This window comes from Rhodococcus sp. 06-156-4 (genome assembly GCF_002259345.1).
Taxonomy (GTDB): domain Bacteria; phylum Actinomycetota; class Actinomycetes; order Mycobacteriales; family Mycobacteriaceae; genus Rhodococcoides; species Rhodococcoides fascians_E.
The window spans coordinates 174,640-198,701 of sequence record NZ_NPGB01000037.1; the positions used below are offsets into that span (position 1 = coordinate 174,640).

A 24,062-nucleotide genomic window follows, 5' to 3' on the forward strand; every position below is an offset into this window, starting at 1 on the left:
ACACCTAAGTTAAGCGAGCGATTCATCGACTATCGAAGGAGACATCATGCTGAACTACGACTGGCGCGAGATCTACATTCAACCGACATCGGAGAACGGATACCCGTCGGGTCCCTCCGTCCTCAAAACTGGCCACCCCGACGCCGACACCATCCTCATACTCGTCGGAGGCAAGGAGGGCACCGCCAACGGCTTCAATGTTCTCGCACGCAACGTGGCCGCTCTCGATTCCAACATCGAGGTATGGTCCGTGAACCGGCGCGAGGCCGAATTGGCCGACACAAGCTATGCAACCGGTGACCTCGACGCTGCAGTCGAGTACTACATCCGCGATCGTAGTTACGAGCGCCCCTCCGCTGACGCTGTGGCCACGGCCGCGACACGCGGACTCGACGCGCTGCTCGAAGACATACGAACCGTCGTCACAGAGGCACGCACCGCAGGCAAGAGCAAGGTCCTCTTGGGAGGACATTCCGTCGGTGCCGCTGCCGCAGCGCATTTCGCAAGCTGGGACTTCGACGGCACACCCGGATACCGCCTGGTAGATGGCCTCGTCCTCATCGACGGCGGAATCCACGATGCTTTCTCCGGCGCCGGAATGAACTTCGACATCGACGAGCCGACCGCACAGGGGTGGCTCGCGGGCATCAACAATGGAGGCGCATTCGAGGACGAGTCCTCGACGTCCGCAGTGCTGGGCTTCGATGGCCCCCCGGAAACTGCAGCGATCTTCTACCACATCTCGGCGCGACTGTTGCTGGAGCGTCCCGACGGAACCTCACCGTTGCTCACCGAAATTCCTGCACGATACGGCTTTTCGTCCGACAGTTCGGCAACGAACTTCGATGTCTTTCGTGCGTTGACCGCAGTTTCTGGAGCCGGGGGTGGGCATGCGGTGACTACTAACGCAACCAGTGCCGGCAACGCGCCGACCCGCCTGGGTTCGGTCGCTCACTCTCATGCGATCGCTGGCGGAGCGTTCCAGTGGTACACCTCCAACCGCACCCTGCTCGACTTCATCGTCGCCGACTCCTTCCGACCGACCCCACTCAGCGAGCAGTTCGGTCTGCGCAACATTCACGGCGCCGACATCGACGTTCCGATCTACAGTTTCGCGTCCGCTTTCACGAACGGAAGTAGTACACGATCGGCACAATGGCTCGCCGACTTCTCACAGGTCGAGGTACTCACAATCGAATCCGATGACCATTTGACCCACCATGACTTGCTCTGGGCCGACCTGCCCTCGAACACCTTGGCGCGCGGACTCGCCGATTTCGCTCGCGCCATTGCCGTCCCGGACGGAGCTCACCGATGACTCGACCGGACACGAACAACTCGGGCACCCAGACGACGGCCAGCCGTTCCGGAGGGCTGATTCTGACCATTGTGGGCATTGCCGTGCTCATCGTGCCACTCGGAGTGAGCGGAACACCGGTACTACTGCCGGGAATCTCGTCGGATCTCGGAGCCGACTTGGAGTCAGTTCAGTGGGTGGTCAACGCGTACAACGTTGCCGCAGCAAGTTTGATGCTGACCGCCGGCGTTCTCGCCGACAGAGTGGGTCCCCGAAAAGTGTTCGTCGGCGGCGCGGGCCTCTATTTCATCTCGCTCGTCATCTCGACGCTCGCCACCAACATCGTTGTGCTGGATGTGCTTCGGGGTCTCGCCGGCGCAGGAGCAGGCGCGATCGTGACCTCGGGCACAGCCATCGTCGCTCGTTATTTCGACGGTAAGCAACGAGCGTCGGCGTTCGCGACCATCGGGATGGTGATCGGACTGGGGCTGGCGCTCGGGCCCTCAGTCAGCGGCCTGGTCAGCGAAGCTGTCGGATGGCGGGGGGTGTTCGCCGTCCAAGCTCTGCTGGTCGGTGTTGCTCTGTTGGGTGCCCGGCTGCTTCCGAAGTTCGAAGGTCACACCACGACCAGTCGATTCGATGTCCCGGGAGCCGTTCTGTTTTCCGGTGCCCTCGTCGTGTTCACCGTCGCCATCATCCGTGGTCCTGTCACAGGGTGGGATGCACTACAAGTAGTGACTCTGTTCGTCCTCTCAGCGATATTGTTCACCGTTTTCGTCGTTGTCGAACTCCGCACCTCGGACCCATTGTTCGACCTCCGATTGTTTGCTGATCGTCAGTTCCTCACGGTCAACCTCGTGAATCTGGAGTTCGCGCTCGGGTTCATCGGACTGCTACTCGCACTACCTGCGTATCTGGCTGTGACACATGGGCTCGAGTCCGGACTCATCGGACTGACGATGCTGGGCTTGACGGTGCCAGCGTTCGTGATGCCCAACATCGCCGGTGCACTGGTCCGTTGGGGAGTGCAGATGCGTCATGTGCTGGCACTCGGACTCGGGCTGATGGTCTTCGGGGCTGTACTGACACTGATGTTTGTACACGCCGACACCTCACTCGTGCGTCTCCTGGCATCGATGATCGTGACCGGCGCCGGGGTCGGTGTGTTGATGGGCGTGATGGACGGCGCCGCCGTCAGTACCGTCCCCGAACCGTCGGTGGGTATGGCGGCCGGAATGTTCAATACCGTGCGCCTCGCCGCAGAGTCCATAGCGTCGGTCATCGTCGTTGCAGCGGTCGCCTCGTTCTCGAGATCGTTCCTCCTCCGCAACGACGTCGAAGCACAATCGGCGGCAACCGTGGCAGATCGAATCGCCTCAGGAAACGCAGATTTCGGTAGCAGCGCCCCGGCACCTGGCATCATCGGAGCAGCACACGATCACGCGCTACATGGTCTCGCGGTCATGTCCTGCATACTCGGACTTGCCACCATCGTCGTGGTCTACGGCCTCATGAGAAACGACAGCGCTGCCGCGAAGGTCGACCAGTGACCAGCGACCACGATCTGCGAGCAACGGCAGTGATAACCCGCGACCACGCGATCTGTGACGGGCATTTTCCGGGTTCACCGATCGTTCCAGGGGTGACCATGCTGGCGCTGTGCCGCCGCGCCGCCGGCGGCCGGCCCGGCCACGAGCTCGGCCGCCTGATCGCTGTACATCGCATGCGCTTCACACTGCCCGCGATTCCTCCGTGTGAGATCGCCGCCGTTGCAACAGCCGTCGCGAACACCTCGACAACAGCCCGCTACAAGGTCGACATCTCGGTCGACGGCCACAGATCGGGGAGTGTGGACGCGGAATGGGAGCTGTTCGATGAATGACGTGAACGACGCACAAATCGAGGCGCTACTCCCTCACCGCAGAGACGCTCTTCTGGTCGACCGCATCGTCGAAACCTGTAGCCGGACAGGCAGCGGCGTCATCGCATCCGAGTTCACATCGCTGACCGTGTCAGTCTTGCGACAACGACTTGCGCCGATGGACGCCGACGAAGAGAACGTCGACGGCGTCGTACCGCCGCTATTCGTACTCGAAGCGTTCGCTCAAGCCTGCGGCATAGTGTGGTCGCTTGTCGGAGCCGACGACAACCCGGACAGACGTGGACTGATCCTCGGCGCGGCCAGAGGTGTCACCTTCCACACCACGGCAAACGCGGACGTCACATTGCTCCATCGTGTCGCCATCGACTCGGACTCAGGATCCAACGCCACGTTCAGCGGAGAGATTGTCACCGCTGGTGAAGACATCTCAGTAGCGACAGTCGAGTCACTGCTCGCAGTGCGGAGCCCGCACGACACAGAGCCTCGATCGTAACCGTCACCAGCCCGCAATCTCGACGCGCCGACGCACAAGTACTGGCCGCATCGTGCATCACCCAGGAATATCTCATGAAGGACAACGTCATTCAGCAGGAGATTGAGCATGACAACAACATTCCGTGAGGACGAGGACCACACACGCAGCGAATCACCAGTAGCTCGAGGCGCTATCTTCTTGTGCCCCGGACAGGGATCGCAATACCCCGGTCTGCTCGATCGGTGGCTCGCAACGACACGAGCCAACGAGATGTGCGATCGGTGGAGTCGTGCAGTCGGCTTGGATCTGAGAGCATTGTCCAGAGACCGTGAAGCATTGCAGGACACCGCCGTGGTCCAACCACTGGTGACGGCTGCGTCACTACTTGCGTTCGAGGCGCTGTCCCAACGAACCTGGTTCGACCGAGCAGCTTCTTGTGTACTCGGGCATTCCGTCGGCGAGCTCGCCGCTGCTGCTATCGCGGGGTTCTATTCGTTCGACACCGCCATACGGCTGGCCAGCGCTCGCGGGCGGTACATGTCGAACTGCTGCACAGCTCGATCCACAGGAATGCTTGCGTTGATGCCCTCGCGGAGGAACCCCGCACGCCCGGAAGAGATGCTGGCCATCGCGTCGGCTTCATCGGACATTTCGATTGCGAACATCAACGGCTCGGGCCAAATAGTCGTAGCCGGTGAACTCGGAGCCCTCGAAGCGTTCGAACTTCGTCTGGGCACAGGAGTCAGAGCGATCTACCTCGATGTGGCCGGTGCGTTTCATTCACCGTTCATGGACAATGCTCGAACGCGATTCACCGAGGATCTCGTGCCGGTCGCTGTTACCGATGCACAACCCGAGAGACCAACTCTTCTCTCCAACCGGGATGGAGCCGTAGTCAGAAACGGAGCCGATCTGAAGGACCGTCTGAGTACACAGATCGTGTCGCCCGTGCGCTGGGACCTCTGCATGTCCACTGCATCCACCAGTTACCCCGACATCCCGGTGATCGAGCTCGCGCCCGGAACGTCCTACGGAAAATTATGGACTCGTCAGCACGACCGGTCGAACGACAGGTTAGTCCTGAGCCTGGACGAGCAATTCGACGAGGTTTTCCGGGGTGAGACCCGATGAGTGGCGGTGGTGTTCCCGACTCGCACCGTGATCTTCTTCTGGCACCATTGTTCGGAAGTCTCGGCACCCTGCGCCACGATGGAGGAGTGCAGGTCAATCCGATGTGGTTCCTGTACCAGTCGCCAGGGTCCCTCGCATTCACCACTACGACAACGCGAGTGAAGTTCAGAAACCTGACTGCAGATCCGCGCTTCTCACTCTGTGTAACCGACCCGGTCCGCCCCTATCGCTATCTCGAAGTACGAGGGAGCGTCACCACCATCGAATCCGACCACGACGGGCACTTCTTCACGATCCTCGCAGAACGGTACGGACGAACACTCGGAGGAAAACTCCCACCCGATGTCGCCGACAGGGTCAAGCTCGTCGGCCGGATCGACAGTGTCAGCAGTCAGTGATCGACGGCCGCCAACTCACCTTGCTGAGCATCTAGCACCTTGCCGGGCATCTAGCCAACACGCAGCAACCGTAGGGCCGACAGACCCACGCCATCGAGGAGACACGTTGTTCAAGCGGATTGCAGTAGTCAACAGAGGCGAAGCGGCCGTACGCCTGATCAGGGCCGTGAAGGAACTCAACGCCGAGCACGACTACGGCATCCGGACGGTCGCCCTTCACACCGAGGCCGAACGACGGGCGATGTTCGTCCGTCAGGCCGACGACGCCGTCACGCTGCGCAAGCCCGAGTCCGGCTCGGCCTATCTCGACTACAGCGTGCTCGAAGCTGCACTGGTCGAGTCCGGGGCGGATGCAGTGTGGGTCGGTTGGGGATTCGTTGCCGAGGATCCCGCATTCGCCGACATCGTCGCGCGCCTGAACATCACGTTCATCGGTCCGTCCGCGAGCGCGATGCGTCTGCTCGGCGACAAGGTCGAAGCCAAACTCCTCGCCGAGAAGGTCGGTGTTCCAGTCGCACCGTGGTCCGGTGGACCGGTCGAAACTCGCGCGGACGCGCGCAGGCATGCCCAGGCCATCGGATACCCGCTGATCATCAAGGCTCGTAGCGGCGGTGGCGGACGCGGTATCCGCAAGGTCTTCCACGAGGACGAACTCGAAATTGCACTCGAACGCACCCAAGGCGAAGCCGAACGTTCCTTCGGCGACCCGGTCGTGTTCATCGAACGGCTCGTCACCGACGCACGCCACGTCGAGGTCCAGGTCATCGCCGACAACCACGGCAACGTCTGGGCTCCTGGTGTACGTGACTGCTCGATCCAGCGTCGTAATCAGAAGGTCATCGAAGAATCCAGCTCTCCGCTGCTGACCAAGGAACAGGCCGATCACTTACGCGGGGTGTCCGCCGAACTCGTACGGGCCGCCGAATACGCGGGTGCCGGGACCGTCGAATACCTGTACCAGCCCGAGCAGAAGATCTTCACGTTCCTCGAAGTCAACACCCGTCTGCAGGTCGAGCACCCCATCACCGAGTTCACCACCGGCATCGACCTGGTCAAACTGCAGATCCTCGTCGCACACGGTGACCGACTGGAGGGCGAGTACCCCACCGAGTTCGGCCACGCCGTCGAAGCACGCCTCAACGCCGAGGACGCCGACAACGGCTTCGCACCGGCACCGGGCAGCGTCGAACTGCTCAAGTTCCCCCTCGGAACCGGCATACGCGTCGACACCGGCATCGCTCAGGGCGACGTCATTCCGCCGGACTACGACTCGATGGTCGCCAAGGTCATCGCGTGGGGCCGGGACCGCAGCGAGGCATTCGCCCGCTTGCGCAACGCGCTGCGCGAGACGACCGTCGTCATCGACGGCGGCACCACCACCAAATCGTTCCTGCTCAGCCTCCTCGACAAAGAGGAAGTCATCTCGGCCTCCGCCGACACCGGTTGGCTCGACCGCATCGACGCCGGCACTGCTACTGGACCGACCGTCTACGCCGACGTCGCGATCATCGCCGCAGCGATCGACGCCTACGACGCCGAGGAAGCCCGCGAGCGTGCGGCGTTCCTGTCGTCCGCTCGTGGTGGTCGGCCCCGCGCGAGCCACACTGTCGGACGCACCGTCGAGCTGAGCTACCAGGGTCAGGCATATAAACTCGGTGTCGGTCAGATCGGACCGCACCGTTACCAGGTCGACGGAGACAGCGGTGATCTGCAGGTCGACGTCGAGCGGCTCGGGCAGTACGAGAGCCGTCTGGTCCTCGGGGATCGACGTTTCTCCGTCGTCACCGTCGCAGGCGCAGCACACTTCCTCGTCGAGGTCGACGGAATCAGCCACCAGATCAGCCAGGACGAAGCCGGACTCGTCCGCGCCCCGGCGCCTGCCGTCGTCGTCGCCGTCCCCGTCGCCGTCGGCGACGAGGTCGAAGCCGGCCAGACCCTCGTCGTACTCGAGTCCATGAAAATGGAAACCGCGGTTCGCTCCCCGTACGCGGGTACCGTGCGCGAAGTGCTGGCCTCGGTCAACGGTCAGGTCGATTCCGGTGCCGCACTGCTTCGTGTCGATCAGGCCGGCGAGCAGAAGGCATCCTCGCAGACCGCACGCGTCGAATTCCGGACCGTCACCACCACCGTCGGCGAATCCCCCAGCTGCCAAGCACTGTCGCGGCTGACCGAATTGTCCGCGTTGATAACAGGTTTCGATGTCAACGCCACGAGAGCACGGGCACTGCTCTCCGGATACGACGAACTGCGCAGCGCAGTCCCTCGCGACGATCACGCGGTGATCGACGCAGAATTGGCGTTGCTCAACACCTTCGCAGACATCTGCGAGCTGTCCCGTAACCGTCCGACGATGGACGAGGAAAACAACGACGAACGGGTCCATTCGCCCCGCGAGCACTTCCACTCGTTCCTGCACTCGCTCGACGCCGACATTCAGGGTCTTCCGGAATCGTTCCGCACCAAGCTCTCTCGTGCTCTTCGTCACTACGACGCCGATGCCACCGAGGGACGTACGCCCGAACTCGAAGAGGCGGTCTACCGCGTCTTCCTCGCGTTACAGCGCATCGAGAATCAGGTACCGGTCATCGCGTCGCTTCTAGATCATTGGCTCACCGACTCCTCTGCGCAGCCTTCATCGGATATCGGTGAGGTGCTCGAGCGTCTGATCGTCGCCACACAGGCGCGGTACCCGGTGATCGGCGACGTCGCACGCAACCTCCGGTTCCATCTGTTCGATGCTCCCCAGATTCGCCGTGCACGCGATCAGGTCTACGACGGTGTCCGAGGCAGCCTGCAGTATCTCGCCGAGAACCCCGATGCACCCGACTACGCCGCCCGCATGCAGTCGGTCGTGGATGTGGAGGAACCGCTCATCGACCTTCTCGACGACGCTGATCCCGATGCCCTGCTGGAAGCTATTACTCGCCAGTACTACGGAATCCATCACTTCGGAAACGTGAAGGCCTCAGACTGCGACAACCGCCGGTTCGTCACCGGAGCGTTCCTGCTCAATGGAACCCAAGTACACGTCATCGCCGTGCGAACCGACCGATTCACGTTACATTCGACTCTGTCTACGGTCGACAGCATCGCAGCGGCACAGCCGGGAACCAAAGTGGTCGATGTCTACCTTTTTTGGCCCGACGCGCCGTCGAACGGAGGCGATCTCAGTGCGGAAATTCGGCAACTCGTTGCGCAACAGGCACATTCGGGATTATGGCGCCGTATCACCGTCACAGTGTTCGGCACTGGTTCGCCAAGTCAGATCACGCTGAGACCGGATCCGGAAGGGAATCTTGCCGAGGACCTGACGATCCGGGACATGCATCCGTTGACGGGACAGCGCCTCGACCTGTGGCGCCTGAAGAACTTCGACGGCAAGCGCTTGCCTGCAACCGCAGGCACGTACCTGTTCCAGTTGAAGGCGAAGAACAACCCGTCGGACGAGCGTTTGATGGCCCTCGCCGAGATCCGCGGCGTCACAACCCAACTCGACGAGAACGGCGAGGTCGTCGCCGTTCCCGAGATCGAGCGGACCGTCGCTGCCTGCCTCGACGGTATCCGGCGCACCCAAGCTGGACGCGGAAAGAAGCGGCTCGACGCCAACCGAGTCACGCTGTACGTGTGGCCGGTACTCGACGTGCCGGAGGACCGACTCGCGACAATCGCGCGCCACATCGCACCGTCCACGATCGGTGCGGGCCTCGAAGAGATCACGTTGATCGCCCGCCTGAAGAACGGACCAGGCTCGGCTCCTCGCGACGTTGCCGTCCGGTTCTCCTATCGCTCGGGCGCAGGCGTCGTTGCGAAGGTCACCGCGAAGCCGACCGAACCGATGCGCCCGCTCGACGAGTACACCCAGAAGGTCCAACGCTCGCAAGCACGCGGAACGGTCTACCCCTACGAGCTGATTCCACTGCTCACCGGATCCAATGGCTCGTTCACCGAATACGACTTCGACGCATCGGGTGTCCTCTCGCCGGTCGACCGGCCCTACGGACACAACAAGGCCGGCATCATCACCGGTCTCGTCACCACCCCAAGCGAGCGTTATCCCGAGGGCATCACCCGCGTCGCGCTGTTCGGTGACCCGACCAAGGCGCTCGGCACCGTCGCCGAAGCCGAATGCTCGCGCATCGTCGCGGCCATCGATCTCGCCGAGCAATTGGGCGCACCGGTGGAATGGTTCGCACTGTCCTCGGGTGCCACCATCTCGATGTCCACGGGCACCGAGAACATGGACTGGGTATCTCGCGGGTTGCGCCGCATCATCACCTTCACCCAGGGCGGCGGTGAGATCAACATCGTCGTCGCAGGCATCAACGTCGGCGCGCAGCCGTACTGGAACGCCGAAGCCACGATGCTCGCCCATACCAAGGGCATCCTCGTCATGACACCGGACAGCGCAATGGTGCTCACCGGCAAGCAGTCCCTGGACTACTCCGGTGGCGTCTCTGCCGAGGACAACTTCGGCATCGGTGGCTACGACCGCGTCATGGGACCGAACGGACAGGCGCAGTATTGGGCACCGAACCTGCGCGGTGCCGTCGACGTTCTGTTCGCGCACTACGAGCACGCCTACGCCGCTCCCGGTGAGCGCTTCCCGCGTCGTGCGCTCACCGCCGACCCGATCACCCGTGACGTGCAGAGCTACCCGCACGTACACCCGTCGAGCGACTTCACCACCGTCGGCGACATCTTCTCCAGCGTGACGAACCCAGATCGCAAGAAACCGTTCGACATTCGCACCGTGATGCGTGCCGTCGTCGACCAGGACCATTCGGTCCTCGAGCGGTGGGCCGACATGGCCGACGCCGACACCTCGGTCGTCTTCGACGCTCACCTCGCAGGAATCCCGGTCAGCGTCATCGGCATCGAATCACGCGCCATCCCGCGTAAGGGCTGGTTCCCAGCGGACGGACCGGATCAGTGGACGTCGGGCACGTTGTTCCCGAGTTCGTCGAAGAAGACCGCTCGAGCGATCAATGCTGCCAGCGGCTCGCGTCCGATCGTGGTGCTCGCCAACCTGTCCGGCTTCGACGGCTCGCCCGAGTCACTGCGGAACATCCAGCTCGAGTACGGTGCAGAAATCGGTCGCGCGATCGTCAACTTCGACGGCCCGATCGTGTTCTGCGTCGTATCCCGCTACCACGGCGGCGCATTCGTGGTGTTCTCCGGAGCACTCAACGACAACATGGAAGTACTCGCCGTGCAAGGTTCCTTCGCCTCCGTCCTCGGCGGTGCACCGGCAGCTGCGGTCGTGTTCACCCGCGACGTCAATGCCCGTACCGCAGCAGATCCGGCTGTGAAGGAACTCGAAGCCAAGCTCACCGCGGCAGACACCGATGCGGACCGCGCCCACCTGCGCGTCGAATTGGCAACGGCCAGAGCAGATGTCCGCAACGCCAAGCTCGGTGAGGTTGCGCAAGAATTCGAGGCCATCCACAACATCCAACGAGCTCAGCAGGTTGGGTCGGTCGACCACATCGTCCCCGCCGCCGAGCTACGGCCGCAGATCATCGCAGCCGTCGAACGAGGAATCGCGCGCGCCACAGCGCCGTTGGAGGTCGTCGCATAAACTCTGTTCCACCACCCACTCAAGCAGATTCAGTGGGCTGAAATTAGTCGACATTGCGCTGACGGTGCGGTACACGTCGGTGTTGGACTTGACTCAACTCGTCAGGGGCCAGCGTGTGTTACGCAGTGTCGATCGAACTCGTGACCGGTCGGAGGGTTTCCAGGTCTTGCGATGACATCGATGCCAGGCCGGGCAAACCCTTGCAAGAACTCGATCTGTTCGGTACCTGCCCACTCCGTCTCGCGTCCCTTCACAACCAGATAGCGATTCCTGTCGTTGGCATCGACGCGGACTGCGATCGCCCGCCACCCGAGTTCTTCGGCATCGCCACGTTTGGCGATGTTTCCTACCTGCAGCGCAGTCGGCAGAGCTATTACCTCGGCGTTTGTAAGCTCTGTCGTCGGCGCATCCACGTCGGCAGCAAGCTTTGCCAGTTGCGTCGCGACTGAAGCTCAGCCTGTGTCAGCGTGAAGAACCGAAACAACTCTTCGCGAGTGATCTCCGGGAACTCCCGCAGACGCGCCAACTCATCGTCCACTAACACACGCGTCGCCACGAAATCCGACCTCAACCGCCCCGCTGACAGGATGTCGACAGCCAAGCACCAAACAGCTCACGCTGCAGCCCGAGACGGTTTACCTGCCCTGACCAGGTTTTACTCCATATCCGTTGTTTTCGGCCATTACTCGAGGTGGCGTGCGATATAGCTCAGCGACCAGTCGGGGTGCGCCAGGTACAGGTTGACAATAATCCACACGGCGGGCTTGAGCAGTCCATTGTCGAGGTCTTCGGCTGCTCTGGCAGGGCTTGGTTCCGCTGTTCCGCTGTTCCGCTGTCAATTATTCGGCCTCGCCCGCGTCGTCGGCCCAAGTTGGTGCAGCGCTGGTGCCTGGAGTTCCGACAGCCTCGACCAGACGTGCTGCACGGTGGCGGCGTGGTGCACGCAGGACGGCGGCGGCGATCTCGCTCATCGTCAGAACCATTGCAGGCGCCAATGCCGCTCGTGCAACTGTGGCGTAGGACGGCGCAGTCAAGACTGCGCAGTAAACGTTGCCTGCAATGGACGGGATCGCCGACACAGTCAGTCTAGCGACGACGAGCCGAATGCCGCGGCGGCGAGGATCGGTCCGTCGAGGGCGACGGGAATGACCTAACAGAGGCGCTGTCGCACGCCTGACCTGGACACCTTAGATACCATGCTCTGATCACTCTGATCACTCGATGGCCTCCCTTACAGGGACCTTTCACCGCCAGGGCAGTCCACTTGTCACTGACTCCCGTTGAGCAAACTACTGATTGGTAGTGCCGAGCTAAACATTGGGAGAACGCGGGCACCGTCCCTCGATGGCTTGCAGGGGGGGAGTGGCGCTGGTAGCAGGGCACTTGGATCGTGGAGATCCACGCCTCCACTAAGTGCTTGGCTCAGTATCGGTCCCTGCTGTGGACTGTCTTGCTGCGGACACTCTTCGAACGGAGACGTATGGACCCTGATACTCGCGTGACCGCGCACGGTGGAACGCCTCGTGCGCGATCGTCCTAGCACAGAACGGCGAATTCTTGAAACTTTTGGTGGATCGGCGTGCAGAATAACGCATCAAGCTGACCAGTAGCGGAAGGTCTCGACGATGCAGGAATCATATGCCAACCCGATCGGCGCCAGCCGCAAAGGAAAACTGTTAGCACTGCTCATCTCGGCGCTCGTCTGCCTCCTTTCTGCCCTTGTACTCTTCTGGCGTTCGCACCAGAGCGGTAGTAACTGGCAAATTCTAGCTGCAGCAGCCCTCCTCTTCGCCGGTGCTCAGTTGCTCAAGGTGTCTACGCGTCGCGCCCGTGTGGCCAACATTTTAAGCTTTCGAGTAATCTTCACGGGCGCGGGTGCATCTTCAGTGGTCGCTTTCTTCGCCGCTGGGTGGGTAGTGCAGTCAAGGGGCGCGAGCAATCCTGCACCGGATGGCGTCAACGGTGTGGTGAGCGCGACTTCGAACGGTTTCGTGGTCGGCCTGGTTTGCGTTGGCTTCATTCTTCTCGGAATTTCACTGTCACAACTCAGGGAACACCCCCGGCTCGTAGAATTCCGCATTCCTTTAGTGATTTTCATGGGAATCTGCATTGCTGTGATACTCGGTACGATTATGTTATGGGATCAACGCGACGGAATCAATTTTTTATTCCCGCTGGGTGCAGTACTAATTTTGCCGGCCGTTGTGACGCTGGTTTCCGAGGTACTTCTTGAGTCCGCGAGGCTCACGCTGGGTGGAGTTCTGATAGTGGTGGCGGTCAGTTCGGCTGCCATGGTGGCGTGCGGATGGGTTTTGCATGACCGATACGATGCCAGCCCGAAGTTGTTGCTGGTGATCGGACTGGCGTTCGTGCTGCTGTTGCTCGCGATTACGTCCAACAGTCAGTTTGACGTTGCGTTGGTCGTTCTCGTGGTCGCGATTGCGTGGTCCCTTCAGCCTTCGGAAGTTCCTGTCGACGACTCAGTTGTCCAGTGGACGGACGAAGTAGACGCACTGTCATCCGTTAGCGTCTATGCTGCACTTGGTGATTCGTATATGTCGGGCGAAGGCGCTCGAAATTTCTACGCCGGTTCCAATACGTACCGTGTGAACGAGTGTCGACAAGCGGAGACGGCCTATGCTCGTACGATTCTAGACACCGATTCCGGACGGGATCTCGCGTCGAAGGTGGCCTTCTTCGCGTGCTCTGGCGCGCTGGGTAGGCACATCAGTACAGATGGCCAGCTACCGTCTGTGTCAGTGCCCCAGTCGGAGCTGTTGAAGGACTTGATCGATGGCGGCGCGGACGTTCCGCTTGTCATTGTCAGCATTGGCGGTAACGATGCGGGATTCTCCAAGATTGGTATCGAGTGCATTGCGCCTGGAGATTGCGCTACGCGCGGACAGAATTGGCTTGATCAGCTCGACCATGTCGGCGAGCAATTGGATGATGCGTATAGGTCTCTTCGCGAGGTCACCGGAACCAAAATTCCGGTCGTTGCTGTTCCATACCCGAGACCGTTAAATGTCACGCGAGAGTGTTCTTATTCGTCGTTCACCGCATCGGAGCGCAATTTTATAGATGGGTTCCTCACGGAACTGAATCTTGTGGTCGAACGCGCGGCCTCAAGAAACGGTCTGCTCTACATGCGAGAGATGGAAGACGCGTTATCTGCCAGCAACGTTCGAATCTGCGATGTTGATGACGCAAATCTGGCGGGAGTGAATATCCTCGCCGTGAATACCAAGGAAGGGCGAATCGAACAACGCACCAATCCTTCGAATTGGTTCCACAACAGCTTGCATCCCAATTTGATTGGACACGAACGGATGGCTTCTGTTTTCGCAAAATGGATAGCCGACAACCCCGACCCGGTGCCGCCAGAGCCGTCGACCGCCCCTACGGGTGAACCCCGACCTTTGGCCGAAGTGATGAAGACTGCATTGCCTCCCGATTATTGCGGCAAGCCGAACACAGCGATCACGGATTGCGATGTCGAACCGGCGACGTGGGCACTGGGGCAGTCCTTGTCTTTACTGCGCGAGTCGCTATTCCTGCTCGTCGCTGCCCTCGTCGCGGCTTGGGCTTTGTCGCTCGCACTCGTTACCGGATACAGATCAAGCAAGCGTGTCCGTGCTGTTCAGCTGGATCGTGGCGGACCGCAACCGGGGCACTGACTTCCCTCCGTCCGATGGCGGGTCCGAACTCGAACTCGATGCGGTCAGGATGTGATTGCGCAGACCCGACTCTCCGAGCCGCGCAGGACCCCCAACACCGAGGCGAGATCCGCGCGCAGACGGCAGTTAACCAGTCTGGGGTTTTACGCTCAAAGATCGTCGAGGGTGACGATTCCGTCCTGTAGGGCTCGTGCGACAAGTCCCGCTTTCGTCGGTGCTGGTCGGCCGACCCGGGTGTACTTGTCCCGGATCCTCGACAGGTGGGTGTTGACCGTCCCCAAGGCGATGTGAAGACGCTTCGCGACATCGAGTTTCGAGTCGCAATCCAGCCACACCTTCAGGACGGCGATCTCACGCTCGGTCAAGCCCGGCTTGGCGTACACCGGTAGGGCTGGTGGCGAAATCGTAGAGGCGAGGGCTGGCCGCGGGGTGAGTGGCGGTACCGCATTCGGACGCGGCGAAGAAGGCCTGGGTCCTAGTGGAGACCGTGAAGCACGCAGGCTTCCGGACTCAGTGAGCGGTGGTGAGGTGTGGGCTCGGTGACTGGTCAGCACCATCAGGTGTCTCCTTCGAGGGGCCGCACGCGCCCTCAGCGGTGTAGTCGATCGGCTCGTTCGGGCTGTTGTATCGATGTACCACTGGCGTGCACGGGGGCGGGTGTGCGGGCCGCCGCCCCGTTTGGCGTCCGTGAGCATTGACCGTACGGTCGCTCCGATGTATGCGGGCAGACCTTCTACGACCTACCTCCCTCGCACTCGACTGCTGGGATGCAGCGGGCGGTGTCGGGGGTGGTTGAAACTTGCTGCAATCTGATCAGAACTCCGAATCCACTGCAACACAAACACGTTGGAGGACGCAGCCGAAGTTCGGGGTGATCCTACAGTCAGGTGTAGTAACAACTACACGATGCGGATTTTACGGACTGATTGCTATAGTTCGTCGTCTGTTCCGGTGCATCAGATCCGTAGAGGCGGTTGATAGTTGAATCCCAGGCCGACCCCGCGTGAGCAGTTCCTCCAGGCAGGTTCGAGGTTGTTGGGGGAGGTCGACATGACCGATCTCGCTCGATCGTTGTCGATATCGGCGGTCGTCGACGATGCCGGGCTCTCTCACCAAACGTTCCACAACACCTACCGCGGCAATTCCCGATCGGGCGGTTCCGGAGGCAAAGAGGCGTTCGTAGCGGACCTACTGGACAACCTCACCGTGAATTACACCGGAATCGACATTGCGCAGGGTACGACGCAGGGTTCGCGTGAGTCGCTCTCCCCGGTGTCCGCGCTGTTCGACGATCTGACGTCCGGGTTGATGCGGCGCCGACTCATCGCTGTTCTGTTGGCCGTAGATCACGACGGTGCCCGCAAAGCGGTCACCCCGGAGTTCGAGCGGCTCGACGCCGACTTCCGCGCTGTGGTCGGGCGCGCGATCCAGTCTCAGGGCGGGTCGGTCCGCCAACCGCTGACCCTCACCACGCTGTCCACTGTGCTGGCGGCGCTCCTGGACGGACTCGCGCTCCGGGAGATGCTTACCCCCGGTTCGGTGCCGTCCCGCGACGTCGCCGCGGCCACTGCCTCGATTCTGCGGTGGGCGATCGATCCCATACATTCCGACCGCACTACCCCGCCGCCCGATTCGCACGATGATATCGACGCTCTGGACCCCCTGCGCCCGGATATCGAGGCGGATGTCATCGCGGCGACCGAGACGCTGTTCGCGGACAACGGCTATTTTCTGGTCACCCTGGCCGACATCGCAGCATCGGCACGTATACGTGTCGATGATCTGCGGCGACTGTTCCCCAGCAAGATCGACATCATCGTCGCCGCGCTGAAGCCGGAGTTCGATCGGGTTCACCGTTTGCGCCGCGCAGACGAACGCCTCGGTGTCGAACCGACGGTTGCACTGCGACGGACGTTGATCGCGTTGGGAGAGTTCGTCATCGGAAACCGGGCGATGAGCTCGGGAATGCTCCTGGCATTGAGCTTCGAGCAGTTCCAGCAACCGAGCACGATCACCACTGTCCTCGAGAACTTGTACTTGCCGTCCGCGGTCGTTCCGATCCTCGAACAGGGACGCCGAACCGGAGAATTCCTCGACGAAGCACCGACGATCGAAGTCGCCATCATGCTGACCAACAACGTGCTCTTCCGGTGCCTGACCCGCCCCAACGAAGCAGCAGTCGACGTCGTCGATGGCGTGCTGCGAGTATTGATGCCCGGCGTCGAGGCGCGAACGCGGTGACAGCGCGGCTGCGCCGCAGCGCGGGGGAGAGCGTAGCGATATGACCATCGCTGGGTCCGGTTCGCTGCAGTGGGATCGTCTGGAGAGACTGTCCGGGCACCTCCTCGACGACATAGACATCCGAGGGATCGATGGCGGCGCCGAGGACTGGTACGTGCGCCGCGATATCGAAGCCTCACTGCTCGGCCGCGTACTACGCGAAGGGTCCGAGCCGCAGATCGTTGTCGGTGAGGCCGGGCACGGGAAGTCGACACTGATGTGGTCGCTGCACCGCGCTCTGCGCCGCCGCGGACGGCGCCCTCTGCTGGTATCGGCGACATGGCTGCAACGCTCGACCGACGGCACACAGATCACCTCGGCTCAAGACATCACGGCAGCGGTCACCGATCGGCCCGGCGCCGTCGTGCTCCTCGACACCGCAGATCTCCTGCTGCACAGCGCCTCCGCTCGCGTGGCGGTCATCGATCTGATCACAACGCTCGCCCGACTGGGTACTCCGGTCGTGGTGACGACCAGACCTACGGAGGGAGCGAGTCTTCCCACGAACTCAGGTCACAAGGTCACCCTCGGCCCCTACTCCCCGGACTCCGAACTCCCCGTCGCGATCGAGGCCCTGATCGCTGAATTCTGCACCGACGCAGCGGTAGTACCTGCTCACCCGGTCACGGCGATCCAGTCCGCCCGCGCCCGCGGTCTCCTCGTGGACGACGTCTGCACCAGCCCGCTACTGCTGCGGCTGCTGTTCTCCTTGACTTCGCCGCAGTTCCCCCATCTCGAGCTCGACGTCACCGGTCTCTACGAGCTGTTCTGGTCGCGGCGGATCGTCGCCGATCACCGTTCAGGACCGGACGAGACCGCTGACTCCGCCGGCGATCTGTCCATTACTGCCGGCGCCCTGGCCATCGCCATGCTCGCTCTGGGCACTCCCGAACCACCGATCGAGGTACTCGTTCGCCGCGCTGCCCAGGCCGCGGTGGCCGGTGGCCACACACTCGACGATGTGGCACTGCGCGGCCACATCCGGACGCTGACCCGACGCGGCGTGCTAATCATCACCGATGATCGTGTCCGCTTTCTCCACCAGACGTTTTTCGAATTCGCCGCGGCGAAGGGGCTCGCTGCACGCGGCGCCGACAGCGAACTGCCCCGGCTGATCACACGCTTGACCGCGGCGCCGGACGATCTGTTTCTCGGTGCTGTGGTCGAACAAACGTTGACTCTGCTGGGTGCGGATGCGCTCGCGCACACTGCGGTACAGACGGGCTGCTTGGATCTCATCGATACCGGTCATCCGCATCTGATTTCGATCGCCATGACCGTCTGGGCGCACCACCCTGATGTTCTCGCACTCACCGTCGACGTGGTCGCGTCCGTCACCGACGACCAACTTCGCCGGTTTCTGCGGACGCTGCCTCGCGTCCACAGCCACATCGCCTCGGTCGCCGAACATCTACATCGGTTGTGGCTCGACCGGCCCGAGCTGCGCCCAGCCGTCACCACCACTGCCGCCTACCTCGTCGGACGCGGACCGGACGACATCGCCTCCCTGGTACGGCGCACCGGAATGTACGGCGTCCTCGCCGGCACCGAGCAGTCGTACCTGCGTTCGAGCAGTGAACCCCGTTCCCTGCTCCACAGCCTTGCCCCTGCCGACCCTGATCTCGTTCGTGATGCGGTGCTCACCGTGATCGACGGTCTCACCGACCCGGAGAAACAGGCGAAGAAGGAATCGATCCGGCAGGGCAAGCAGACGATCGCCCGCTACCTCAACATGGTTGCCGAATCCTGGAGCGCACTGCAGGGCAACGCTTTTCTCGGTGATCTCGAGAATCTGATAGGTCTCGTGCAGGCACGATCAGGCGATAGTGACGCCGAAGTCGTCCGCCGCGCCCTTGCCGCTGTCATCGCCGCCGACGCGCACCGAGACCATCTCGCGCCGGACTGGGAACGAACCTGGCTCACGTGGGTCGACGATCTGTGCAGCAGACTCGAATGCGGGGGCGGAGATCGTGATCCGATCATCGGTGCACGCCTGATCGCAGTCGGTGTCGTGCTCGCTCGCCTATACGAACCACACCACCAGCGCACAGTCGATGCGACCTTCGTCAGGTTGTTCGCCGTGACCGGAGCCGCGGCGCCGAGACAACTCACCCGCGGATGCCTGTCCGAAGTCCTCGTCATGCCATCACCAGCGCGGGCCTCGTTGATCACGATCCTCTCCGCTCTACTCGATGGCCACCTACCCACCGAACATCAGAACTTCACCCCCGGCGCCGGACTGTGGGCGGCCATCGCGCGACAGACACTGATGGATCCCGCTATTCCCGTCGGCGTCGTCCACGACATCATGTCCCCATCTATCCGTACCTACGGCCGCGACGACCGGTTGTTCACCACTGGCAACCATCTGGTCGCGCTCGCCCCGGCAGCAATCGTCTGCGGCGAACCCACCGCAATCGCTGCCGCAGAGCGCCTCTCGCGCATCGACGTCACCATCACACTCGATCGTCAGGCCGCGAACATCTTCCTCGACCGTGTGCTGGATCGAGTCCACGAACAACCCGAGCGACTCGTTCCCGCAGCGCTGGCGATCGCGCGTCATGTCGGCCGACCCGGGACGGTCAAAGACCTTCTGCTACAGCAGGACATTCACACGTCGCTGCGGGCACACGCCGCTGCGCTGCGGAACTGGACCGCGCACTTGATCACCGGCAAGGACAACAGCCAACAAGCAGGCGCCGACATGCTCCGACTGCTCATGCGCCACGACATCATCGCCCCCACCCTCGACGAACTCACCGCATGGTTCGATCAGGCGAGCAGCCCGCAAGGCAAAGCGAACCTTCTCACCACCATCGGCATCAGCGCACGCACAGCCGGGGCGACCGAGCCCGCGATCGCATTGCTGAGCCGGTTCGTCGCCATCAGCAGTGCCCCCGAACCGGTGATCGCCGCTCACCCACACACCCGAGTCCCACCCGTGATCGTCGAAGCAGCACGAAACGCCCTCCTGGAAACCCTTGCTCATCAACCGGTTCCCACCCCTGACCAGTGGGCAAGAGTGCACGCCCTGACCTTCGCGCCCCGACTGGACGGCACCCACGCCACCGATGTCGCCGGCGTGCGCCACCTCGCCCGATTCCTCCGCACCGAAGCCGAGACCGGGCAGATCGACAGTGCACTCGAGCACCTCGGCGTCACCTGCACCACGCTTGCGCCGCTGGACAAGAACCTCCGGACCAAGGCCTCCAACAAACTCAAAAGCGCAGTCACCGCGATACTCCGCCGGGCCGACACCCGCCACTACCAACAACTGGCGCATCTCGTACGCACCGCACCACCGCAAACATCCACGCAGTTGATCCACGGGTTACTCGATTCCGCGTTGTTCGCAGACCGCGCACGAGAATTCGGACACCACCTCGATCTCACCCCGCGTGTCATCGGCACCGGCACCTTCCCCGAGATACTCACAACCCACCACGCCACACCCCCACCCCCACCGACACCGACACCATCGGATCCTGTCCATGCTGACGAGCCCAGCGGATCGGGCGACGTCAGCGAGAACGATCGACGACGGATCCGCGCCCGGGAGACTATGACGCGCCGCCTACGACAATTCGAACACGCCGCCGATTCGGCATATCACCTGATCCGCCGCCACACCGGCACCAAGAACGACGATCACATCGCGCGAACACTGTTCGCAATTTCCCGATCGAGCTTCTACCGGCTCAAGGCGCGGGACAACTGGGAGCCGATCCGGCCGGAACTGTGCGCCGCGATCGACAGCTACGGCACGACGATCGGAATGCAGTTCGAACTCACGGCCAAGCAGAAGGCGTTCGCCGCAGCACAGCAAGAACACGACGATGCCCAGCACGCCCGCGACTGACATGAACACCGCTGTGCGAGCACACCGTTGACCTCGCACTATCGATGTTCTCGATTTCTCGAACACTCGAACATCATCGGATCACGGTCGGATCGAAGGGTCTTCATCCACGGGCCCGTTCACCGTTCGGCACTGCGGCGGCGGGTCATGATCGAAAGGTGGTCCCGGCATGAACACAGCCGATCCACACGACCCACTAGAGAGCGCACTGAACATCGTGCACTCCATCGCCATCGAGGTGAACGCGTACCGACGTCTGCTTCGCGAACACGGCATCGACCTCGACTCGATCTCCTCCATGACCGACCTGTCGCAGCTGCCACCCACCTCCAAGGACAGCTATCGCCGGATCAACATCTTGTCCGATCTGCAGTCCGGCCGCCCGGAGGACGTCGAAACCATCGCGGCCAGCGCCGGCTCCTCCGGTACGCCGACATTCTGGTCACGAGGTCAACGCAGTACCGATCACGGATCGGCGATGTTCGGACGTGTTCTGAGAGAGTGCGCCGACACCGAACACCGCGCAACGCTCGCGATCGTGACGTTCCCCCTCGGGCCATACGTCGGGGGTGCGTTCATGTACGCGATGTTGCTCGAACTCCGACGCCGAGGTCACCGCATCTCCATCGCGACACCAGGCATGGACCCGCAAGCGGTCGCGGACGTGATCTCCGCGGCCGGCGACGGCTACGAGCAGGTCGTCGTCTTCGCCTATCCACCGATCGCCCGGGACCTTCTCGACACCTACGGCGACCTCCTGCGGCGACACAACGCCGTGGTGATCGTCGGCGGCGAACCGGTCAGCGAAGCGTGGCGCTCGCTCGTCCACTCCATGCTCGACGACCCCGACGGCGATCGAGTGCGTGTGGTGTACGGGGCGACCGACGTCGGGTTCGTAGGTTACGAAACAGCGGCCACCATCGCGGTCCGCACAGAAGCCGCCCACGACCGGGTTCTGAACACCGTGATGTTCGGCAGCGCGTACAGCGATGGGGAACTCGTCCAGCAACCCGCATTCGTGCAATACGAACCGAACTACACCTACATCGAAGTCGATTCCGACGGTTACCTCCTCTTCACCGTCGGGGGAGTGCTGCCGCTGGTCCGCTATCGAGTCAACGACCGCGGACAAACCCTTTCCGGCAGCGATATTCGTGACCGGTTGCGAGATGCCGGATACGCTGCCTTGGCGGAGGGGATAGACCCGAAGGGGTCGTATCTTCTCGTGCACGGGCGTACCGACATCGCCGCGATCTACAGTGCCGTCAACATCTACCCCGACTACTTCCGGCCTGCTGTCGAGCACATCTCGCTCGCAACCCGGTTGACCGGGCGTTTCATCGCCCGCTGCGTGGTGGATGATGAGCAACGTCAGATCCTCACCCTCGACGTCGAGCTTCGTCCCCAGCAACAGCCCGACACCGAGACCGCCGAGCACGTGAAGCAGCTGTCCATCGCCAGCCTGCGACAGCTGAGCGCGGAGTACCGCGTCGTACACGATCAGAAGGGTCAGGCAGCCGAACCCGTCGTCCGGCTCGAGCCGTTCCGGTCCGAGGGCTTCGTCACCGGCGGGAAGCAGAAATCGCTTCAATAGCGCGACCATGTCCGGATGCGTACACCGACCCGACCCGAGGGAGGTGTACGCATCCAGCGTTTCGACCGCATGTTCGATCGTTGTCTCGATTTCTCGACGATACGTTCGATTCATGTCGACTGTTCGAATGACAGTCGCGCTGCGGTCTGTCGGTTGAACGAATGATTGAGCGCACCAAAGGTTCGAACATGTGGCCGATACGATCCACGCTGCCGAAGAAATGCGCGAGCGAGAATCCCGGAGGACTGGACGACGAAGCCCCACCTCGCACACAGAACGCCGCAAGAAATCTAGACGTAGGAATGCCGTACCCGACGGCCCCCCACAGCGGATAATGTCGGTTGATCGAATGAATCGGACCATCCGCGTGTATATCGTTCGAATGACTGAACGATGCACAGCAGAGCCGGTTCTGTGCGCACAACGTGTGATTGCGACGCTCAGATGCACGACACGGACCAGCCCCCACGGTGGTGATACAATTTGGTATAACTGCAGCTGAGGAGGTTCGATATGTCGCTGGCCCATGGCATGGAACGTGATTTGCGCGCGATACCCGCCGAGCGTGAACTTCTGCAGCTCAAACTCCTGCGCGCTGTCGCCCTCGCCGTCGACAACGGTATTCCGCAGCGGGTGATCGCGAAGAACCTCGCGATCACCCAGCCGGAGGTGAGCCGCATCGTCAAGAAGCTGCGATTGAATCCCGCAGCACGCGAACGAAGCCCCCGCGAAGTGCTACTCGAGCACGCCGCGAAGATCGTGGCTCACGACGCGATGATCGCCGAACTCCTCGCGTGGCCGTACACGTTCGGGCACGACGCCGCCGACGACCCGGCGGGGGAGAGCTACGTGCGGGGTTCGTGGGATCAGATCGAACGCGCTGGGGATCTCCTCGACGACGTGGATTACCGGGTGCTTCTCGCGGCTACGGCCGACCGGCGTGCGCAGGCGAATGCACTCTGACCCTGCCACCGCGGCCGCGTCCGAGCTCGAATCCTGGTGCCGCCCCGGCGGCATACTTGACAAGAACGGGCCAAGAGCTTCGCTTCACGCCTTTGATCCGGTGCCACGCCGCCGAACCCGTGATCAGATTGTCGACGCCTTCCTCGCCGATCACACTGACGTCGCCGTCGGTCGGCAATTCCTCGCCCTGGCGACCGCCGGACCTCCGGGGGTGGGCAAATCGTCGAGTATCAACCGCCGGCGTCTCGCCGGACAAGGGTGGCGGGTACTCGATGCTGACGTCATCAAGGACTATCTACTGCGCGACGCGGTCGCCTGCGGTGTCTACGACGACCTGTTGGGCCGGACGCTGCCGGACGGGCATTCGGTCATGCCGCGCGAGCTCGCAACCCTGGTGCATTCCGAGTCGACGATGCTTCTCGATGCGATCACCGAGATCTGCTTGGCGCGTGGGGAAAACATTGTTCTGGAGGGTACGTTCAGTTGGCCTGGCCTGGGTCCGCGGCTGCTGAGCGATCTTGCATCTGCGGACTACGAGAAGTTCACGATCCTCGATGTCGAGGCTCCCGCCGAGATCACCCGAGCGAGGGCGTTGACCAGATGGTGGCGCGGCCGTCTCGATGCCATCAATGGCGGCGATTCGTTCGGTGGCCGCTTCACCCCAGGGTTCGTCATCGACGCGCTCTACTCAGGCGGCACCGAGGTGACGATCTGCGCCCGCAACGCCCGGGCGGCGTTCGACCATACACTCGCTGCCGAGATCCCGACGGTCGAATTGCTCGTCGAGCACCTCGGCGGCGGTGACGAGACGTGGGTGAAGGAGAACGGGATCGTGGTGTACTCCCACGGCGCGGACAATCGCGCCGCTCCCGGACCGGGACCTTTCTGAGGTCTGTGGTGCGACCAGCTCTACCGCCGGCGTCGCAGG

16 protein-coding genes are annotated in these 24,062 nt (G+C 62.3%); 14 read left to right on the plus strand and 2 right to left on the minus strand.

The features are described 5' to 3' along the window. The first annotated feature begins 46 nt into the window (after nucleotides 1-46). The 8 genes from CH290_RS27495 to CH290_RS30445 all read left to right on the plus strand — a co-directional run bounded on the left by CH290_RS27495 (nucleotide 47) and on the right by CH290_RS30445 (nucleotide 11,210). Nucleotides 47-1,318, plus strand: a complete 1,272-nt coding sequence (locus CH290_RS27495; RefSeq protein ID WP_033188167.1) for a hypothetical protein — start codon at nucleotides 47-49, stop codon at nucleotides 1,316-1,318. Continuing rightward, on the plus strand, nucleotides 1,315-2,847 hold the full coding sequence (locus CH290_RS27500; RefSeq protein ID WP_052082982.1) for an MFS transporter: 1,533 nt from the start codon (nucleotides 1,315-1,317) through the stop codon (nucleotides 2,845-2,847). The genes CH290_RS27495 and CH290_RS27500 overlap by 4 nt, the downstream gene beginning before the upstream one ends. Continuing rightward, complete coding sequence (locus CH290_RS27505; RefSeq protein ID WP_033188166.1) at nucleotides 2,844-3,179, plus strand: ApeI family dehydratase; 336 nt, start codon at nucleotides 2,844-2,846, stop codon at nucleotides 3,177-3,179. The genes CH290_RS27500 and CH290_RS27505 overlap by 4 nt, the downstream gene beginning before the upstream one ends. Nucleotide 3,180: 1 nt before the next feature. After that, complete coding sequence (locus CH290_RS27510) at nucleotides 3,181-3,672, plus strand: ApeP family dehydratase (RefSeq protein ID WP_033188165.1); 492 nt, start codon at nucleotides 3,181-3,183, stop codon at nucleotides 3,670-3,672. A 108-nt stretch (nucleotides 3,673-3,780) separates the two neighbouring features. Further along, on the plus strand, nucleotides 3,781-4,785 hold the full coding sequence (locus tag CH290_RS27515) for an ACP S-malonyltransferase (RefSeq protein WP_052082981.1): 1,005 nt from the start codon (nucleotides 3,781-3,783) through the stop codon (nucleotides 4,783-4,785). Then, nucleotides 4,782-5,183, plus strand: coding sequence for a PPOX class F420-dependent oxidoreductase (locus CH290_RS27520; protein WP_033188164.1), 402 nt, complete (start codon nucleotides 4,782-4,784; stop codon nucleotides 5,181-5,183). The genes CH290_RS27515 and CH290_RS27520 overlap by 4 nt, the downstream gene beginning before the upstream one ends. Nucleotides 5,184-5,289: 106 nt before the next feature. Then, a complete protein-coding gene (locus CH290_RS27525; protein ID WP_033188163.1) occupies nucleotides 5,290-10,761 on the plus strand; it encodes an ATP-binding protein in 5,472 nt (1,823 codons plus the stop codon). 125 nt (nucleotides 10,762-10,886) lie between these two features. Next, a complete protein-coding gene (locus tag CH290_RS30445; RefSeq protein ID WP_155295507.1) occupies nucleotides 10,887-11,210 on the plus strand; it encodes a hypothetical protein in 324 nt (107 codons plus the stop codon). A gap of 390 nt (nucleotides 11,211-11,600) precedes the next feature. On the opposite strand, the gene CH290_RS27535 is transcribed toward CH290_RS30445, so the two are convergent. Further along, entirely contained in the window at nucleotides 11,601-11,795 is a 195-nt protein-coding gene (locus CH290_RS27535; protein ID WP_141216161.1) for a hypothetical protein, read from the minus strand. 591 nt (nucleotides 11,796-12,386) lie between these two features. Here CH290_RS27535 and CH290_RS27540 point away from each other — a divergent pair. Then, entirely contained in the window at nucleotides 12,387-14,438 is a 2,052-nt protein-coding gene (locus CH290_RS27540; RefSeq protein WP_033188160.1) for a GDSL-type esterase/lipase family protein, read from the plus strand. 149 nt (nucleotides 14,439-14,587) lie between these two features. Here CH290_RS27540 and CH290_RS30855 read toward each other — a convergent pair whose 3' ends face one another. Beyond that, nucleotides 14,588-14,821 (minus strand): LuxR C-terminal-related transcriptional regulator, encoded by a 234-nt coding sequence (locus CH290_RS30855; RefSeq protein ID WP_371828564.1) that lies wholly within the window; start codon nucleotides 14,819-14,821, stop codon nucleotides 14,588-14,590. A 667-nt stretch (nucleotides 14,822-15,488) separates the two neighbouring features. Here CH290_RS30855 and CH290_RS27550 point away from each other — a divergent pair. The 5 genes from CH290_RS27550 (at nucleotide 15,489) to CH290_RS27570 (ending at nucleotide 24,023) form a co-directional block, all read left to right on the plus strand. Beyond that, on the plus strand, nucleotides 15,489-16,679 hold the full coding sequence (locus tag CH290_RS27550) for a TetR/AcrR family transcriptional regulator (protein ID WP_033188159.1): 1,191 nt from the start codon (nucleotides 15,489-15,491) through the stop codon (nucleotides 16,677-16,679). Nucleotides 16,680-16,719: 40 nt separating this feature from the next. Continuing rightward, the gene (locus tag CH290_RS27555) at nucleotides 16,720-20,577 is read left to right on the plus strand and encodes an NACHT domain-containing protein (RefSeq protein WP_033188158.1); all 3,858 of its coding nucleotides are present in this window, start codon (nucleotides 16,720-16,722) and stop codon (nucleotides 20,575-20,577) included. A gap of 169 nt (nucleotides 20,578-20,746) precedes the next feature. Beyond that, entirely contained in the window at nucleotides 20,747-22,171 is a 1,425-nt protein-coding gene (locus tag CH290_RS27560; RefSeq protein WP_033188157.1) for a phenylacetate--CoA ligase family protein, read from the plus strand. Nucleotides 22,172-22,684: 513 nt separating this feature from the next. Beyond that, on the plus strand, nucleotides 22,685-23,134 hold the full coding sequence (locus tag CH290_RS27565; RefSeq protein ID WP_033188156.1) for a hypothetical protein: 450 nt from the start codon (nucleotides 22,685-22,687) through the stop codon (nucleotides 23,132-23,134). 100 nt (nucleotides 23,135-23,234) lie between these two features. Then, on the plus strand, nucleotides 23,235-24,023 hold the full coding sequence (locus CH290_RS27570; protein ID WP_230620856.1) for a zeta toxin family protein: 789 nt from the start codon (nucleotides 23,235-23,237) through the stop codon (nucleotides 24,021-24,023). Nucleotides 24,024-24,062: the final 39 nt, after the last annotated feature.

Excerpts from the sequence above, each read along its gene's own strand:
- CH290_RS27495 (WP_033188167.1), top strand. The coding sequence starts at position 47 with ATGCTGAACTACGACTGGCGCGAGATCTACATTCAACCGACATCGGAG.
- CH290_RS27500 (WP_052082982.1), top strand. The coding sequence starts at position 1,315 with ATGACTCGACCGGACACGAACAACTCGGGCACCCAGACGACGGCCAGC.
- CH290_RS27515 (WP_052082981.1), top strand. The coding sequence starts at position 3,781 with ATGACAACAACATTCCGTGAGGACGAGGACCACACACGCAGCGAATCA.
- CH290_RS27520 (WP_033188164.1), top strand. The coding sequence starts at position 4,782 with ATGAGTGGCGGTGGTGTTCCCGACTCGCACCGTGATCTTCTTCTGGCA.
- CH290_RS27540 (WP_033188160.1), top strand. The coding sequence starts at position 12,387 with ATGCAGGAATCATATGCCAACCCGATCGGCGCCAGCCGCAAAGGAAAA.
- CH290_RS27550 (WP_033188159.1), top strand. The coding sequence starts at position 15,489 with ATGACCGATCTCGCTCGATCGTTGTCGATATCGGCGGTCGTCGACGAT.
- CH290_RS27555 (WP_033188158.1), top strand. The coding sequence starts at position 16,720 with ATGACCATCGCTGGGTCCGGTTCGCTGCAGTGGGATCGTCTGGAGAGA.
- CH290_RS27560 (WP_033188157.1), top strand. The coding sequence starts at position 20,747 with ATGAACACAGCCGATCCACACGACCCACTAGAGAGCGCACTGAACATC.
- CH290_RS27565 (WP_033188156.1), top strand. The coding sequence starts at position 22,685 with ATGTCGCTGGCCCATGGCATGGAACGTGATTTGCGCGCGATACCCGCC.